Source organism: Hamadaea tsunoensis DSM 44101 (assembly GCF_000428945.1).
Taxonomy (GTDB): Bacteria; Actinomycetota; Actinomycetes; order Mycobacteriales; family Micromonosporaceae; genus Hamadaea; species Hamadaea tsunoensis.
Window position 1 is genome coordinate 129,228 of the sequence record NZ_AUAX01000021.1, and the last position, 17,481, is coordinate 146,708.

12 protein-coding genes are annotated in these 17,481 nt (G+C 69.7%); 8 read left to right on the forward strand and 4 right to left on the reverse strand.

What is annotated here, in order from left to right; translation table 11 throughout:
- Positions 1 to 32: 32 nt before the first annotated feature.
- From G401_RS0127795 to fxsT, 8 genes are all read left to right on the forward strand, one after another.
- A complete protein-coding gene (locus tag G401_RS0127795) occupies positions 33 to 1,307 on the forward strand; it encodes a protein phosphatase 2C domain-containing protein (protein WP_027345045.1) in 1,275 nt (424 codons plus the stop codon).
- A gap of 1 nt (position 1,308) precedes the next feature.
- On the forward strand, positions 1,309 to 2,271 hold the full coding sequence (locus G401_RS0127800) for a hypothetical protein (RefSeq protein WP_027345046.1): 963 nt from the start codon (positions 1,309 to 1,311) through the stop codon (positions 2,269 to 2,271).
- Between the two features lie 9 nt (positions 2,272 to 2,280).
- Positions 2,281 to 3,348, forward strand: coding sequence for a trypsin-like peptidase domain-containing protein (locus tag G401_RS0127805; RefSeq protein ID WP_027345047.1), 1,068 nt, complete (start codon positions 2,281 to 2,283; stop codon positions 3,346 to 3,348).
- 43 nt (positions 3,349 to 3,391) lie between these two features.
- On the forward strand, positions 3,392 to 4,384 hold the full coding sequence (locus G401_RS0127810) for an AAA family ATPase (RefSeq protein ID WP_027345048.1): 993 nt from the start codon (positions 3,392 to 3,394) through the stop codon (positions 4,382 to 4,384).
- Positions 4,381 to 7,893 (forward strand): ATP-binding protein, encoded by a 3,513-nt coding sequence (locus G401_RS0127815; protein WP_027345049.1) that lies wholly within the window; start codon positions 4,381 to 4,383, stop codon positions 7,891 to 7,893. Before G401_RS0127810 ends, G401_RS0127815 begins: the two co-directional genes overlap by 4 nt.
- A complete protein-coding gene (locus tag G401_RS0127820) occupies positions 7,890 to 8,312 on the forward strand; it encodes a hypothetical protein (protein WP_027345050.1) in 423 nt (140 codons plus the stop codon). Before G401_RS0127815 ends, G401_RS0127820 begins: the two co-directional genes overlap by 4 nt.
- Positions 8,313 to 8,502: 190 nt before the next feature.
- Positions 8,503 to 9,726, forward strand: coding sequence for a TIR-like protein FxsC (locus G401_RS0127825; RefSeq protein WP_169734259.1), 1,224 nt, complete (start codon positions 8,503 to 8,505; stop codon positions 9,724 to 9,726).
- 14 nt (positions 9,727 to 9,740) lie between these two features.
- Positions 9,741 to 13,685 (forward strand): FxSxx-COOH system tetratricopeptide repeat protein, encoded by a 3,945-nt coding sequence (gene fxsT / locus G401_RS0127830; RefSeq protein WP_051367245.1) that lies wholly within the window; start codon positions 9,741 to 9,743, stop codon positions 13,683 to 13,685.
- Here fxsT and G401_RS0127835 read toward each other — a convergent pair.
- The 4 genes from G401_RS0127835 to G401_RS48930 are packed head-to-tail and all read right to left on the reverse strand — an operon-like array spanning position 13,654 to position 17,421.
- A complete protein-coding gene (locus tag G401_RS0127835; protein WP_169734260.1) occupies positions 13,654 to 15,348 on the reverse strand; it encodes an aKG-HExxH-type peptide beta-hydroxylase in 1,695 nt (564 codons plus the stop codon). The two genes, fxsT and G401_RS0127835, sit on opposite strands and share 32 nt — an antisense overlap.
- Positions 15,345 to 16,493: an FxsB family cyclophane-forming radical SAM/SPASM peptide maturase gene (locus G401_RS0127840; protein WP_034593323.1), complete on the reverse strand. Its 1,149-nt coding sequence runs from the start codon at positions 16,491 to 16,493 to the stop codon at positions 15,345 to 15,347. Before G401_RS0127840 ends, G401_RS0127835 begins: the two co-directional genes overlap by 4 nt.
- Complete coding sequence (locus G401_RS56215) at positions 16,490 to 16,663, reverse strand: hypothetical protein (RefSeq protein WP_157546437.1); 174 nt, start codon at positions 16,661 to 16,663, stop codon at positions 16,490 to 16,492. The genes G401_RS0127840 and G401_RS56215 overlap by 4 nt, the downstream gene beginning before the upstream one ends.
- 5 nt (positions 16,664 to 16,668) lie before the next feature.
- On the reverse strand, positions 16,669 to 17,421 hold the full coding sequence (locus G401_RS48930; protein WP_211240859.1) for an aminoglycoside N(3)-acetyltransferase: 753 nt from the start codon (positions 17,419 to 17,421) through the stop codon (positions 16,669 to 16,671).
- Positions 17,422 to 17,481: the final 60 nt, after the last annotated feature.

The following is a 17,481-nucleotide window of genomic DNA, read 5'->3' on the forward strand; positions in this document are numbered from 1 at the left end:
GCTTGATCCGGCTGATTCTGAGGAGACCGAGCATGCCGCAAGCCGAGACCGGCACCACGCCGCCCGCGGCGGATCCGTCCGGAGTTCCCACCGCCGCCGCCGAACAGGGGCCGGCGCCGGACAATCCGCACGCCGGGGAATCGCCGATGGTGCGACAGCAGCTGAAGGCCCAGGTGATCGACACCCGGCCCGAGTTGCCCCCGCTCCCGACGGCACCGCAGCCGGTGCTTCCCGGGCTGCCCCAGATTCCCCAGCTGGTCGACACCCGGCCCTCGCCTGAACCCCCGGCGCGGCCGCACCAACCGGTCGGCGATCCGGAACGCGAGGCACCGCGGGGCGTACTGAGCCTGGCCGCCGGCGGGAAGATCGAGCCCGAACCGGCTGCGCGGCGGCAGTCGGTGGCTGCGGGGCCCGCGGCGCCGGCGGCCGCGCCGCCCCCGCAGGCGTCACCACTGGGGGAACCCGTCGTGCTCATCGGCAATCCGAAACTGCGTTCCGAGCCCAGAGCCTTTCCCGAGATCGGTGAGCGGGTACCTGACTCCATTGTGGATGGAGGTGAGGTCGACGGGCTCATCGTGCGCGCCGCGTCACTGCGGGGCGACGACCACCGGCACTATGCCGAGACCCGGCAGGACTCCTTCGGCCTGTACGCCATGACGCCCGTACCGGGCGGCCCGGTCTTCATGGCCGCCGTGGCCGATGGTGTCGGTAGTGAGACGTGGTCGCACATCGGGTCGGCCGCGGCCTGCCGCCTGCTCGCCGAGGAGATCGGCGGCTACGCGGAGGCGATGCTCGATCCCGCGCGGGAGAACCGGCTGCAGGACAACTGCCAGGAGCTCATGGACAAGGTGGCGGGCCGGCTGGCGATGGAGGCCGACAGTCGTGACCTGAACAAGAAGCAGCTGTCGACGACGCTCGTCGGCTGCCTGTTCGGCCCGGCCGCGCCGGTACGCCGAGCGGTGATGTTCGCCGTCGGCGACAGCCCGGCCTACGTGCTGCGGGCGCGGGATTTCCAGCCGGTCTTCACGGTCGAGCAGGAGGAGATCGCCAGCAGCGGCACCAACGCCCTGCCGACCCAGATCGGTCGGGTGTCGGTGCGAGTGGCCGAGCTGTGTGCCGGTGACATGGTGCTGCTGTGCACCGACGGCCTCGGCAACACCATGCGTACGCCGGCCGTCCGTCGCCAGCTTGCCGAATGGTGGGGCGAGCCCGGTGTACCGGGCCTGCCCGCGTACTTCTGGCAGCTCAGTTTCCGTGCGCAGTCCTATGGGGACGATCGCACGGCCGTCTGTGTGTGGGTTCGGTGACATGACGATCAACGGCCGCGTCGGGGTGGACCAGCTCGTGGTGGGGGATCTCCTCGACCGCGGCGGGCAAGGTGAGATCTGGGAGTTGAGCAACTCGCCCGACCAGGTGTTCAAGCGGTACTTCCTGCCGAACGTCAACGGACCCGCGCTCGAGGACCTGGTCAGGTTCCCGAGCGGGCTGCCGGAGCACGAGCGGAGCCTGCTGCTGAACACGACCGCGTGGCCGGAGTGCGCCACGATCGAGGGTGGCCGGGTCGTGGGTTTTCTCATGCCGCGGGCCCCGGAACGGTTCACGGCCGCCACGATCACCGGCGGCCGGCGGCTGCGGGAGCTGCAATACCTGCTCTACGAGCCGAAGCCGATCTGGGGCGACATCCAGCCGGCGGATGCGGATGATCGGATAGCCATCGCACGGCTCTTCGTCGACCTCATGGCGATCCTGCATCGGCACGGCGTGGTGCTGGGTGACATCTCGATGCGCAATGTCCTGTGGTGCGGGGGCGACGAGCCCGCCGGCATCTTCGTGCTCGACTGCGACTCGTCTCGCCGGCTGACCATGCCGCCCGTCCTGCCGCAGGCGAACACGACGGACTGGGACGATCCTGCCGGCAAGCCTGGCGTCGCGGACATCGAGTCTGACCGGTACAAGACCGCCCTCTTCGTCGGGCGTGTCCTGGCTCGGGAGGCCTATGTGCGGCCCGGCGCGGAACTCACCCTGCTGTCCGGAATTCCGGACGAGATCGCCGCGACGGTGGTCAAGACCTTTGCCAAAGCCGCGACGGCCGATCGGACCGCGCGCCCGGACATCGAGGAGTGGCGGCTGGCACTGAGCGGCCGCGGCCAGATCCAGCTGACTCCACCCCAGCCGCGTACGCCGTTGCCGCAGCTGCCCATGGCCGAGGTCGACCAGCGTGGCGCCCGCGGCTATGTGACGCTGCGGCCGTTGCCGAGAGCCGGCGAATGAGGACCGGCCATGGGAACTGACGGACCGCTGCTTCAGCGGATCAATGAGGCGCTGCTGGACAGTGTGAACCTGAGCGGGCTCCGTCGGATCTGCACCTACGGTCTGGGCATCACTCTGGAGCACATCACCACGGCCGGTGATCTGACCACCATGGTCTTCGATCTGACGACCGAACTGGATCGACGCGGGCGGCTCGCCGACCTCGTTCTCGCCGCCCGGGCGGTCAACCCCGGCAACCATCTGCTGGCGGCGGTGGCGGCCGAGCTGTTCGTGGAGCCGGTGCGCCAGGAATCGCGTACGTCGTTGGAGGCGATGCTCCGCACGGCTGACGAAACCGTCGACTTCGGCGACTGGTACGCGAACTTGAGCCGGGTCGCCGCCCGGGTGGCGCGCATCGAGGTGCCCGGAACGAACGGCACGATGGCCGGCACGGCGTTCCTGGTCGGGCCGGATCTCTTGCTGACCAACCAGCACGTCGTCCAATCGCTGGTGGATCGGCCGGCGTACGCGTCGCGGGCCCGGGTGAGCTTCGACGTGGTGCAACGAGTCGGTGGCGGCCGGCCGGAGAAGGGCGCCCAGTACACCCTCGCCACCGACTGGCTGCTCGACGCGAGCCCGCCGAGTCCGATCGATCTCGACCTGCGGCAGCCGACGGCACCGGCCGATCCGGCCCAGCTCGACTATGCCGTCCTGCGCCTCGCCGAGCCGGTCGGTACGCGCCGGTCACCGCTGCAGTCGGTCCCGCGAGGCTGGTTCACCCGCTCGGACCTGGCCGCGCCGCCCGGGCCCGGCGGGCCGCTGCTCATTCTTCAGTATCCGGCCGATCGGCCGTTGCAGCTGGCGTTTCAGCAGGCGTTCGAGGTGAACGCGAACGGCACGCGGCTGCGGCACGGCGTCGCCACCGACTACGGCTCGTCCGGCTCGCCCTGTTTCGATGCGCGGATGAGGCTCGTCGCCCTGCATCACGCCCGCGATCCGCGCTCGGTGCCGCTGTTCAACCAGGCCGTGCCGATCGACGCGATCGTACGGCGGCTCGCGGCGAACAACCTCGACGGGAGGGTCTTCCTCGATGAATGAGGCACCCCGGCTCCGGGGAGACCAGCGTGCGCTGCTCTGTGAGGTGCTGGAGAGCCGCCTGAGCAAGGACTACCTTCGCCGGCTGCTGGGTTTCATGGAGGTGCGGCTGGAAGCGATCACCGGCGCCGACAGGCTGCCGACGGTCGTCTTCGACGTCGTGACGGAGATCGAGCTGCGCGGGAAGCTGTACCCGTTTCTGGTCCGACTGTCCGAGTGCGAGTATCCCGACGTCTGCGACGTAGCCACGAGACTGCTCGACGAGGTGGTCGCCACCGTCGAGAGCCGAACGGTGCGATGGGACCGGGTCATGATCGCCGAGCGGCCGTTCGTCAACCGGCGTGTCTTTCGCGAGCAGCTGCACGACCTGATCTCGGCCAGTCCCAGCCGATTGCTGTCGGTCCGGGGTCCGCGCGGCTCCGGTCGCACCCACAGCTGGCGTTTCGTGCGCTACGTCGCGGAGACCCATGCCTTCCGGCCGCTTCGCATCAACCTCGCGCCCGCCGAGGCGCCGCCGACGGCCGCGGACATCGCCGACGCGATCTGCGACCGGCTCCCCCTCCCACGGCCGGTCAGTGATGCGTACGCCGCGCTGTCCACAAAGGCCAGGCGTCGTCGGGACCATCTTGTCGGCCGGCTCGTCGAGCGCGCGAACTCGGGTGCCCCTCCGCTGCTGCTCTTCATCGACAGCATCGACCACGCGATCCTGTCGGCGGACGCGCTCGAGATGATCGACCACCTGATCGAGATGGCTGTCTACGACGACGTGCCCGGCCTGCGCATCGTCCTGCTCGGCTATCCGCGGCAGTTGCCGAGGGACGCGATGGGCAGCGTCCTGCACGAGGTGATCGGGCTGTTGACCGGGCAGGATATCGGCGACGCCTTGCGCCGCGTGGCGCACGATCTGGGACATGCGATCAGCGACGCCGCGGTCGACCAGGCTGTCGCCTGGATTCTCGCCGGCCGCCCCGACGACCTCGCGATCGTCGACGAGCGGACCCGCCAGGTCATCGCCTCCCTCCACGAGTACGCCCGATGAACGCCGCGGTCGGTCGGTACACGGTCGCCGTCCTGGAGATCGCCGACCACGCCAATCGCCGGCTGGACATCGCGCAGCGGCTCACCCGCGATCTGTTCGTGCTCGTCAGCGAGGCGCTCGCCGAGTCCGCGGTGGATCCCGAGGCGTGCATGTTCCTGCCGGCGCCGGAGGGGGACCGGCTCACCGTCTTCGTCCCCGAGACGGTACCGGTCGCGCGGCTGCTCGGCGACGGTGTCCGCTGGCTTCATCTCCTGCTCTCGCAGCGAGACCTGGAGTTCGCCGACGACCACCGTCTGCGCGTACGGCTCGGTGTTTCGAGCGCCACGGTGGTCCGTGACGGTGCGACGCCGCTACCGGCCACATCGCCACTCACGCTCGACTCGCATCCGGTACGCCAGGCGATGCACACGTTGCCCGAGGCTCCGCTCGCGGTCGTGGTGGCCGACGACGTGTTCCAGACGATGATCCACTACGGCTATCGGGGTGTGTACGCCTCCGCGTACGCGCCGATCCTGGTCGGACTGGAGCGGAGCCGCCGCCGGGCGTGGCTGCGGGTTCCCGGCGCACGGCTGCATCCGGCGCAGTGGGAGGAGCCCGCGATCGATCCGGACCGCCGGCCCAGCGGACCTGAAGTCCTGGATGTGCGCCTTGTCTCCGAGGTCTTCCCGCCGTCGGAGGGCCCCGTCGTGGCGGCGGATCCCGTCGTGGCGGCGGATCCCGTCGAGGAGGCGCGGCCGCCGGCCGGGCCGCCCGAGATCGACGAGCGGGTCATGCAGGTGTTGCTCGCAGCCCTGTCCGCAAGCCCGGCCGAGAGCGGGAGCACGTGGCCGGCCGTCGCGGCGGCCGCGGTGCTGACCAGTTTCGATCCCGCGGAGCTGCGGACGCTGCACGGCGACCGGGTGCCGCCCGAGCTGCTGGACCACTGCACCGAATCGTTGCCGTCCAACGATGGCGTGGTCCGTCGGCGGTTGACCTCGGCGGCTCGGCGGGCCGCCTTGCGCAGGCTGTACGCGGAAGGCCTGGTCCGTCAGGCGCTGGCCGCGAACACCGGGCCGCAGCACGCGTCGACCGACCCTGCTCAAGCGCTCTTCGCGGACCTGCTCACCGGCTTGCCCCGACCCCTGGACGCGTACCCGACGGCGAATCTGCTCCAGATAGGACAGTTCCTGCCGTGGCTCGCGGAGATCGTCCCGGACCTGCCTCCCGAAGCCGAGGTTCATGCGATCGTCCGGACCCGGGAACTCTTCGAGCCGCTCCGCCGGCTGGCAGAGGGCTTCCGGGGTCGCTCCGGCGAGCTGGCGCGGTTGCGGGCCTACGTCGTCGAGGAGGCTCCCGCCGGGCACGGCTTCGCCGCCGCGCCTCCGCTGGGCATCTGGGGGGTCGGCGGAGCCGGAAAGTCCACTCTGGTCGCCCGGTTCGTCCTGGAGCAGGCCGATCGGGGAGTGGCGTTCGCGTACATCGACTTCGACCGGCCGGGACGGCTGTCCGCCGACCCGCTCGCGTTGCTGGGTGAGGCGCTACGGCAACTCGACATCCAGTTCCCCGAGGCGGCCGGGGCCGCCGCCGACGTCCGGCTCGGATGGGACGGCGACGACTGGGCGAGCCGGCCGCTATGGCCGAACGCCGGCCCCGCCGCGCATGCCTGGCTCGGTGAGGACAAGGTTCGGCTGACGGCCTTCTGCCGGCGTTTCGGCGGTTACCTACGCTCGGCAGCCGGTGGCGACGTGCCGTTCGTCCTCGTCTTCGACACGTTCGAGGCGGTACAGCGGCTAGGACCGGAGATGGTGGGCAGGGTCTGGGGGGTTGCCGAGACCTTGCACCGAGCGCTACCCGGCCTGCGGCTGGTCGTGGCCGGGCGGGGGCCGCTGACGGGCCTGCCGCACACCGCTGTGCGGCTCGCCGGGCTGGACCACGCCGATGCCCTCGACCTGCTCCTCGATCTGCTGAGGCCGTCGACCGTCGAGGATCCGCGGTTGCGCGAGGTCTGTGAGTTCGTCCTCGCCCAGGTCGGCGATCTGCCGCTCAGCCTCCGGCTGGCCGCCGAGCTGGTCCGCCGGTACGCGGCCGCCGACGTGCAGGAGCCGGAATGGCGGCGCCAACTGGCCGATTCGCTACGCGTAGGCGCCCAGCGGGAGTACCTCCACCGGCGCGTACTCGACCACATCCCGGATGAACGGGTACGCGTGCTGGCCCGGTACGCGCTCGTCCTTCGCAAGGTCTCGGCTCCGGTGATCCGGCACGTGCTCGCCGGACCGACGGGCCTCGACGTGCCCGACGACGCCGCCGCGGCGAACCTGTTCACGGCCTTTCGGCAGGAGAGTTCGCTGCTGCTGCGGTACGCCGAGGACGAGGTCGAGTACCAGCCCGAACTGCGCCGCCTGATGCTGCCGATGATGCGGACCGAGGAGTCGTCGACGGTCGCCGCGGTGCACGACGCAGCCGTTGACCACTATGCGGCGGCGTCCGTCGGACCGGACGGCATACGCCTGGCCGACCGCGCGGAGGAGATCTATCACCGGCTGTGCCGTGGCGACTCCGCCGAGATCCTCGACGGGCGATGGGTGGACGGCGTGGCGGGGCTGCTGTCGGCCGGTGTCGAGGACTTCCACGGACCGGCGCGGCTGTACCTCTTGCGGCGGCTCGGTGTGCCCGTGCCGGCGGAGGTCGCCGCCCGGCAGGCGCTCGCGGACTGGGAGGCCCTGGCTGAACCCCGGTTGCGCGAGCTGCTCGCCGCCGGTGATCCCGTACGCGCCACCGAGCTGCTCGCCGGGCGTCCACCAGGTGAGCCGAGCGGCCGGCTGCTCGAATTGGAGGCCGGTATCCTCGCGGCCCGCGAGGACTGGCAAGGGGCACGCCGGGCCATGGAGGCCGCCGCCGAGCGCGCGATCGCCGACGGCGACCACGATGCCCACCTGCGCTGCGAGTACGGGGCGGCGCTGCTGGCGATGCGTGAGCGGAACTGGGAACTGGCGCGGCGGCTGGTCGACGGCTGTGCCGACGTCGCCCGCGAACGCGGCGCCCGCCGAGACGAACTGCGGGCCTTCGTCCTGCGGCTCGCCATCGACCGGCACCTCGGACTGGTGTTGCCCGAGCATGAACTGCTGGACGAACTCGGCCGGCTGCTCGGGCAGGACGCCTCGCAACTGGCGGACGAACCACGGCTGGCGGTCCAGCTCGCCGCCGTGCTCGGTCCTGTCCGGCCGGACCTCGTGGTCCGCGCGCTTCGGATCCAAGGCCTGCCACCACTGTCGCCGGACCAGGCCGACCAACTGGCCGCCTCGCTCGAAGCCTGGGACGCGGTCGAGCGCAACGAGCTCTCCGCCATCGCCGGTCTGACCGAGGCGCCCGGCCGTACCTGGGCCGACTGGCTGCGTGGTACGGCTCCCGGCGTCGTCGCCGCCGCCCTGGCCACCGCGATCCGGTCGCTGCCGGCGGCGGCACCGACGATCGCCGTCATCGCCGACGTCTACCGCGCCCTCGATCCCGTCACCGGAAGGATCCCTCGATGAACCGCAACATCGTCACGCCGGCCGACATCCAGCCGGGCGCCTTCGAGAGCACGCAGCCCACTGCCGACGACTTCTTCGCCCGGCTGCTCAAGTTCACACCGCTGGAGGTCGTCGGCGCGTACATCGCCACGAGCGGCGTCGTCGCCTCGGCTCTGCACGGTCCGGCCCTGCGCTGGATGCTCGGCGCCCTGCTCGGCCTGGCGGCGGTGGCAGTGTGGTTCTTCGGCCGCCGGATCCTGCATGTCGTACGCCCGCAACAGCTCGCGATCTCGGTGGCCGCGTTTCTCGTGTGGGCGTACGCGACCGGTGGGATGTTCGCCACGTTCGCATGGTGGGCGCCGTGGCAGGGGACGGTCGGCGTGGTGGCCTTCGCGTTGACGGCCCGAATCGTGAATCTGCCGCCGCTGCCGCCCGACTGAGCCGCGCATTCGCCTATACGGGGGTCTGAGCCGGAACCGACGGTCAGGGATTCGCCTTCATTCGAGCGAGTCGCAGAACCGAATCCGCGTCGCATGTGCCTGCGTTTGATCGACTCATTGATGAGTGTGGACGCCGTTGTTACACTCCGAAATGGGTACGTCCGGAAGAGCCGCTAGGTCGGGGGCCGTCTTGCTGTACTTCTTCCTTAGCTACGCCCGCGGCGACAATGACGGGTTCGTGGAACGGTTCTTCCGAGATCTGAGCGCGGAGGTCCGCGATCTGGCTGGGCAGGCGCGCCACGAAGAGGTCGGTTTTCTCGATGTCCACAGTATCGAACTCGGCGCCCGGTGGCCGACCAAACTCGTCAACGCCCTCGCCGAGTGTCGCCTATTCATTGCGCTACTCTCGCCGAGGTACTTCATCAGTGAAGCCTGCGGCAAGGAATGGGCGGCTTTCGAGCAGAGGCTCAAGGCCTACGAACAAAGCACCGGCGACCAGTTGCCTCTCCTTGTCCCGCTGATTTGGCTGCCCACTCAGACGATGCCCGAGATCGCCTTCCACCGGCAGTTCTCCAACGACACGCTTGACGAAGCGTACGATCGGCACGGGCTGCGTCAGCTCATGCGGCTGCAACGTAACCACGACGCGTACGTGGACGCGGTGTCGACCGTGGCCCGGCACATCGTCGAGTACTGCGAGGCGGGTCTTCCGGCGGCCCGCCAGCGGCCCGACTTCGGTCAGCTGCGCAGCGCCTTCCAGACCGTCGCGACGTCCACGAAGACCTCCCAGTACGTGCACTTCGTGGTGGCGGCGCCGACGGTCGGGGAGCTCAGCGCGCACCGTGTCCGCCAGGACATGAGCTACTACGGCGAAACCTCGTCGGAATGGGCGCCCTTCCGGCCGAACTCTCCCGCCCCCATCGCCTCCTACGCCATGGACATCGCTGCCGAGCAGAGCTTTCGGTCGGAGACGGTCACGCTGGACCGACTGATGGATCGGCTGGACTTCGCGTACCGGCACAATCAGATCGTGGTGCTCCTGCTGGACGCGTGGGAGACGCGGATAGTCGAGCACCGCCAGGTTCTTGAGGCGTGCGACATCTGGAGTCCGGCGAGCGAGGATCCGGGCGTACCGACGGTTCTGATCCCGGTGAACCATGGGGACGGTGAGACCGGGCGGCACTGGCGCGATCTCTCGCGGGATCTGCGGTCCGTCTTCGCCAACCGGTACGCCGACGGCGACGACCGGCTGTTCCGGCCGAGCGTGCTGAGTTTCCCGGCCTTCGAGGCGGATCTCAAGGTGGCGTTGGGGATCGCGCAGAACCACACGTATGTGCGGGGGACCCCGCTCCAGGACCTCCCTGATGCGGGACCGGCCCGGCCGCGGCTCGGGCTTCCCGACCTGCCCAGCTGAGATGGGACGATCCCATGACCATGTCGAGACCGCCCGAGGGGCGGATCATCACCTTCTACTCCTACAAGGGCGGAACGGGCCGCACGATGGCGCTGGCCAACACCGCCTGGATCCTTGCCGGGCAGGGCAAGCGTGTGCTCGTGGTGGACTGGGATCTGGAATCGCCGGGTCTTCACCGCTACTTCCACCCGTTCCTCACCGACACGCAGCTGCGGTCGTCCCCGGGCGTCCTGGACATGATTCGGGGCTACGCCACGGGCACACTCGAGCCGCAGCCCGCCGACGATCCAGGCTGGTATCTGCGCCATGCCCAGGTTCTCAGCCATGCCATGTCGGTGCACTGGGTCTTTCCCGACGGCGCGTTCCTGGACTTCCTGCCGGCCGGCAAGCAGGGGCCCGCATATGCGGAGGCGGTCAGCACCTTCGACTGGCCGAGCTTCTACGACCGGCTGCACGGCGGCGCCTTCCTGCGGGCGCTGCGTGATGACATGCGCTCGAACTATGACTACGTGCTGATCGACAGCCGGACCGGGTTGTCCGACACGGCCGGCATCTGCACGGTGTTGCTGCCGGACATCATCGTCGACTGCTTCACGCTGAGTACGCAGAGCATCGATGGAGCGGCCGCGATCGCGCACTCGATCCGAGCCCAGAGAACGGATCAGCCCATCCAGATCTTCCCGGTGCCGATGCGGGTCGAGGACGCGGAGCAGATCAAGCTCGAAGCCGGCCGCGACTACGCCCGCCAACGATTCGAGCCATTTCTGTCCCACTTGGACAGCGACGGGATGGCCCGCTACTGGGGGGACGTCGAGATCCCGTACAAGCCGTTCTACGCGTACGAGGAGATCCTCGCGGTGTTCGGCGACCGCCCGCATCAGGAGAATACGCTGCTGGCGGCGTACGGGCGGCTGGCGCGGGCGATCACCGGCGTGGCCGGTGAGCCGCGACTTCTGGACGACCGGGAGCGACGTCGCTGGCTGGCCCGGTTCGAGCGGCCGAAGCAGGCCCTCCCCACGGACGTGGCCATCAGCTACGCGTCGGTGGACCGGGCCTGGGCCGACTGGATCGCCGCCCAGCTGACGCAGACCAACGTGCGGGTGGTCATGCAGGAGGCGGAGTTCGCCGGAGGCAGCGGTTTCGAGGCGGAGCTGCTGCGCCTGCTGGGGACCGCGAGCCGCGCGGTCGTGCTGCTTTCGCAGGCCTACGTCCGCCTGCCGGGCGCCCAGCAGTTCTGGGACGCGGTCGTCGAACGCGAGCAACAGTCGGGGAGCCGTTTCCTCGTGCCGATCCGCCTGGACAACGTCCGCCCGCCGAGCCCCTTCGCCGACCGGTTGCCGACCGACCTCTCGGACATCGTCAACGAGCGGACCGCGCAGGAGGCGGTTCTGAGCGCCCTAGACCTTCCGATCGTCGGCAGCGCCGGTGAGATGCGGCCCGGCGCCCAGCTGGCCCCGCGCTTTCCGCGCCGGCCGCCACCGGTGTCGAATCTGCCCCAGCGCAATTCGGTGTTCATCGGCCGGTCGGTGTTGCTGGACCAGCTTCACGAGCGGCTGGCGGGCAACGTGATGGTGGTGGTGCAGGCGCTCTACGGGATGGGGGGCGTAGGCAAGACACAGGCCGCCCTGGAGTACGCCTACCGGTTCTCCGCATATTACGACGTGTTGTGGTGGATCTCCGCGGAGCAGCCGAGCCAGGTCCGGTCGGGGCTCGCGGCGCTCGCCGAGCGGCTGGGCCTGCCGGTCGGGGAGAACGCCGAGGAGAACATCGAGGCCGTGCTGGAGGCACTGCGCCAAGGCAGCCCCTATCCCCACTGGCTGCTGATCTTCGACAACGCGGGCAATCCCGAAGATCTGCGCCGCTACCTGCCGACCGGTGCGGGGCACGTCCTGCTCACCTCGCGCGACCACACCTGGGCGGAGCAGGGGCGGGCGAATCCGCTGGAGGTCGATGTCTTCGAGCGGCAGGAGAGCGTCGCGCTGCTGCGCGAGCGGCTGCCGGGCATCGGCTTGGACGACGCGGACCTGGTGGCGGAGCAGTTGGGTGACCTGCCGCTCGCCGTCGAGCAGGCCGGCGCCTGGCTGGCCGCCACGGCGATGCCGGTCCGGGAGTACCTGGATCTGCTGAACACCGAACTGCCCCGGATTCTGGAGGAGCACCCGCCACCCGGATACCAGCGGTCGGCAGCCAGTTCGTGGCTGGTGTCGCTGCAGACGTTGCGGGCGCGGATGCCGGCCTCGGCGAAGCTGCTGGAGCTGTGTGCGTTCTTCGCCCCTGAACCGATTCCGATGTGGTTGATCACCAGCGGCCGGTTCATCGACGCCCTGCTGCCGTACGACCGGACGCTACGGGACAAGATCATCCAGGCGCACCTGGTCCGGGAGGTCGGCCGCTACGCCCTCGCCCGCGTGGACGCGGCGCGGCCCAGCATCCAGCTGCACCGGCTCGTGCAGGGGATGATCCGCAGCATCCTGCCCGACGAGGAGGCGGCGAACAACCAGCGGACGGTGCAGGAAATCCTGGCGGCGGCCAATCCCGGCGAGCCCAACGAGGCCCGGACCTGGCCGGTCTACCGTGACCTCCTGCCCCATTTGACGGCGTGCGGCGCGCTGGATTCGACCGATCCCGACGTGCGTCAGCTCATCCTGGACATGAGCCGCTACCTATACAAGATCAGCGACTACACCAGCAGCCAGGACCTCGCCGAGCAGGCGTTGACCCGCTGGGCGGCCACCCCGGCGGCCGAGGGGACCGACTACACGCAGCCGGAGGTCATGCGTTGGCACCTGGCGAACTCGCTGCGCTCACAGGCCAAATTCGAGCGTGCGAAGGAGATCGACGAGAGCGCTTATCGTAGCCTGGCGAACCTGTTGGGCGACGATCATCCCCACGCGATCATGCTCAGCAGCAGCCTCGCCGCCGACGAGCGAGCGCTCGGACACTATGACGAAGCGCTGCGCCTGCAGAACGAGACGCACGAACGCGCTTCCCGCGTCCTCGGCGACGATCACGAACGAACGCTGCTGGCCGCGAACAACGTTGCGGTGTCGCTGCGGCTGATGGGCAGGTTCCGGGAGGCCCGCAGCGTCGACGAAGGGACCTACGAGAAGCGCCAGCAGCTCACCACCATCAATCGCACCTACACCTTGCTCAGCGCCAACAACCTGGCCCTCGATCTGCGCGAACTGGGGGAGTTCGAGGCGTCCCGGGAACTGCTCGAGAGTACGCTCGCCGAGTATCGGGTGATCCTCGGCGATCAAAGTACGGAGACGTTGCGTACAGCCAAGGCCTTGGCGATCACTCTGCGCAAACTCGGCCGGATCGAGGAGGCCTTCGAGCTCACCGAGGCGACCCTACGCCGGCTGACCGAACTGCTCGGCGCCCGCCATCCCGAGACGCTGGCCTGCGCGAGCAACCACGCCTGCGACTATTCGGCCCGAGGTGACGACGAACGGGCGCTGGAGCTGGCCGAGCAGACGCGGTCGCGCTATCGAGAGACCCTGGGCGACAACCATCCCTTCACTCTGGCCTGTGCCAACAACATCTCCATCTTCCTGCGCAAGCTGGGCCGGCCGGCGGACGCTCTCACGGTGTCGACATCGGTGGTCGGCCATCTCGAAGCGGTGCTGTGGCCCACCCATCCCTACACCCTGGCCTGCACGGTCAACCTCTCGAACGCGTACTTCGACACCGGGGAGATCGAGGCCGCCTGGGAGATCGACCAGCGGACCTATGAACAGATCAAGACGGTCCTCGGCGAGGAGCATCCCGACACCCTCGCCGTGGCCAACAACCTCGCCGCCAGCCTGGACGCCGTCGGGAGGGCGGCCGAAGCCCGCACCCTCGCCGACTTCGTCCGCGCCCGCTCAGCCGCGACCCTGGGATCGGAGCATCCGAACACGGTGGCGGCCCGGCTCGGCGCGCGGCTCAACTGCGACATCGATCCACCGTCGCCGTGACGTTCAACCAGGCGGCCACGCCGACCGGCGTACCGCCGGTCCGGCGGGCCACGTCGCGTACCAGGTCGGGGCGCAGCGACAGGGCGTCGGCGCCGGCTTCCCCGGTGTGACGCAGGCACAGGGCCAGCCCCGCCCAGGCATCGGCGTCCTCGCCTGCCGCCATCCGGTGAAGGTACGCCGAGCGCGCGGCCGGCACATCTCCATCGGCATAGGCGGCATCGGCGGCGGCCGGTCGGGGATGACTTTGACCTCGGGAGCGCGCCAGGACGAGTTCGGCCAACCCCGACGGACGTGCCGGGCCGGCGGGCAGCCCGGTGCGGATTCCGGGGTCTCGCACGGCCGGACACGGTGATCCTGTCGCCCATCGATCCGCGAGCGTCTCGATCTCCGCTGGTTCCGTCACGTAGCTGCGCAGACGCCAGCGGACCGCGCTGTGCTCGACGGCCTCGTCGGTGGCAGCCCACACGTCGGCCGGGACCGGTTCCCTCCGCCATCGATCGAGCGTCGCCGCGAGACGCGCCAGGAAGGACTCACCGCGGCCGGTCAGTTCGCCGCTGCCGATCAGCGTCTGCACGGCTCGCCGCGTCTGCACCAGCCAGTACGCGAACTCCGCCGTTGCGGCCCGAGCCGTCGCGTCATCGGCCGTCCGGCGGCGTACGCGCCAGAAGTCGGTGACGCCGACGTGGGCGTACGCGCCCTGGAACAGCGCGCCGGCCGGACGGGGGTCTTCCCGCCACGGGGCGTGGTGGCGGGCGGTGCCGTCGGACCGGTCCAGTTCCATCAGGTCGAGCACGCCGCCGAGCTTCATGTGCTGGAACTCGTGGATCAGCGCCAGTGCGACGGTGAACGGGTCCGGTGACAGCGACACCGCGACGGCGCCGTACGCCAGCCGGGAGGCCGCGCTGACGCTGTGCCCTGGATCGGGCGACCGGACGGGGACGACCGCTCGCAGTGATCCGGTCATCGCGTCCGCGTGCTCGGGATGATGACGGCGGATGTAGCGCCACGCCGCGGACAGGTTCCGCTGGAATTCCGTGCGGTCGTCCGCCGCCAGCCGGCCCGTCTGCGGCAGGCCGAAACAGCCGCGGTACGGGTCGAGGTCCTCGATGAGGAGATCGGCCGGAGGGCCGGCCGATCGAGTAGGCCACCAGCCGGAGACCGGCCTGCTGTACGGCGGGTCGACCTTGACGGAGCCGGCCGGGCCGTCGAAGGAGAGGGTCGAGCCCGACAGTTCGACGCGTACCTCGCCCGTGCCCAGCTCCACAGCCGCGCCGAGCCCGGGAATGGCGACAGTCCCGGTGTCTGTAGGGATCGTCACCTGAAAGGAGAGGGCGGCGCGAACCGCGGCGCTGACGGCGACACAGTAGCCGTAGGCCAGTTCTGCGCCGGACGGGTTCCGTATGGCCGCGTGCAACCATGCGCCGAGCATCGGGGCCGCGAACACCTCGGCGTGGGCGCGGCGATCGCGGGCGCAGGCAGCCGTCAGCAGGGTCAGCGGTTGCCGCAGTTCCGGCTGCGCTTCGAGCGCCGCGCGCAGAAGCAGCATCCGGCGGCTCGTCTGCGCGTCGCGGATTCCGGCCAGCGCCTCTGGCGTGCCGTAGCCGGACGCCACGGCCTCGAAATCAGCCGCACTCAGCCTGTGCGTCGAGGTAGCGGAACTCACAATGCGGCCCCGACGCGCAGATCGGAGTAGAGCCGGCCCCGGACGTGCCCGATGAGCCGGGCCAGGTCGGCGCAGAACACCGACGGGTGCCGGAAGCCCGATCCGGCGCGGTAACGGTGGGCGTAGTGGCCGCCGCCGCACACCCTGACCAGCGGGCACTGCCGGCACTCGTCGGCCAGCGCGGCGAGCCCCGCCTGCCGCGCGGCCAGCGCCGGATGGGCGAGCGCGTCGTCGAACGAGTGGTCGGCGACATGCAGACCGGTCGCGGCCATTCCCGGCCCGGCGGTCTTGAGAACGTCGCCCTGCTCGATCGATCCGTCTGTCTCGATCGTCAGAAGGTCGATGGAAGCAAGGCCGACCGATTCGCTGCCCGTCGGTCCCCCGAGGAGCAGGGACACCAACGAATCGAAGAGCCGTACGCGCGTCTCGGGGGCGCCCGCGCCGTACCAACGGTCGAACACGGCCACGAGCCAGTCGCCGTAGGGCGTCTGGCTCTGCTCGGCCGGCCGCCCGGGCGGAGGTGTGGTCCAGTTGCCATGGGGGAGCAGGAAATCGATGCGCGGCGGCCGGAACCTCAGGAGCTCCTCGTAGACCTCGACGGGGTCGTTGCGCAGATCCACGGTGGCAAGAAGTCCACTATAGACATCCGGTCTACCCGACAGCAGGGCCAGCGCCTGGGCCACCGCGCGATAGCTTCCGCCACCGTGGGCGTACCGGCGGTGCCGGTCGTTCGCCTGCTCGCCCCCGTCCAGGCTGACACCGACTCGGATGCCCTGCCGCGCGAAGAAGTCGAGATACGCGTCATCGAGCAGGAGGCCGTTGGTCTGCACGGAGACGTCGACCGTCCGACCGGGCGGAACGGCGGACCGGACCGCCGCCACGATCTCGCCCAGCCGGTCCCGACCCGCGAGCAGGGGTTCACCGCCGTGCAGTATCACCGTCGCCCACGGCAGGTCGTGACGCCGCATGTGTTCGGCGATGCGCCGTGCCGCGAGCGCGGCCACGGCCGGCGACATCGTCATCGGCTGGCTGCGCCACGACTGGTCCGCCCCTTCGTATACATAGCAATGATCGCAGGCCAGGTTGCAACGGCTATGTACCTTGAGGAGGATCTGTCGGATCGGTGAGAACCCCGGCGTCGTCATACGGCGTTGCCGAAGGCGGCCACATCCTCATGCGGCTTCAACTGCGCCGACCGCGTCACGCGACGGACCGCCTCGGCGAGTATGGATTCGTTGTCCCACAGCAGCCGGTCAAGCGGGAAGTCTTGCAGGTCGAGAATGTAGCCGTCGGTTTCCGGCCGCGTGGTCTCCATCGAAGCTACTCGCTTCCTATGTCTTTCGTGCCTTGAAGGTGACAGTTGCGCTGGCCCTGCAGAACGCGGAACGCCGCTAGCACCGCGTCGTCGAACGGGAAGAGTCTTGCCGTGGCGCCGCCGATCCGTCCGCTCGTCACCGAGGGGCTCGTGGCCGCCCACGCATTGCCGAGTTCGCCGAATCCCTCGGCATCGAGATCGATGTCCTCATAGGTCACCCACTGTGGACCATCCGGACCATCCACTATGGTGCGAAAGACACGCCTGCAACCGCAGTCGACGCTATGCGGCAGCCGGTACTCGGCGAGATGGAAAGCCGTACAGCTGGAGAAGTCCACTCCGAGGAGGAGGATCTGGGCGCCCTGGCCCGACAGTCTTCCCAGCGGCGAGCGCTCGCCGAGTTGGCAGTCGAGCGCATGGCCTGACATGAGGTCCGCCGCACGCGGTCCGATCGCCGCGAACGAGGTCTGCGGATGGTCGCTGCGTACCGCGCCGGGCCAGGTCCGGACGCGCTCGGGGATCGCGCCCAGACAGGTTGGACTGAGCAGTGGGTCGAATCCGGGCAGATGTTCGCGGATCACCGGCCAGAACTCGGCGGGAACAGGCGGCGACCAGACCTTCGGGTCACGGTGTTCGGCTGTGTGGGCAGGAACCACTATCGTTCCGGCGGACCCCAATACGTCTCGCAGGGCGAGGACCACTGCCGTCGCACCGCCGCACACCCAGCCGAGTGATCTCAGCGAGGAGTGGACGAGCACCGTGCCTCCGGGCCGTAGGCCGAGGCGGCGAAGGTCGTTGGCCAGGGATTCCCTGGTTGC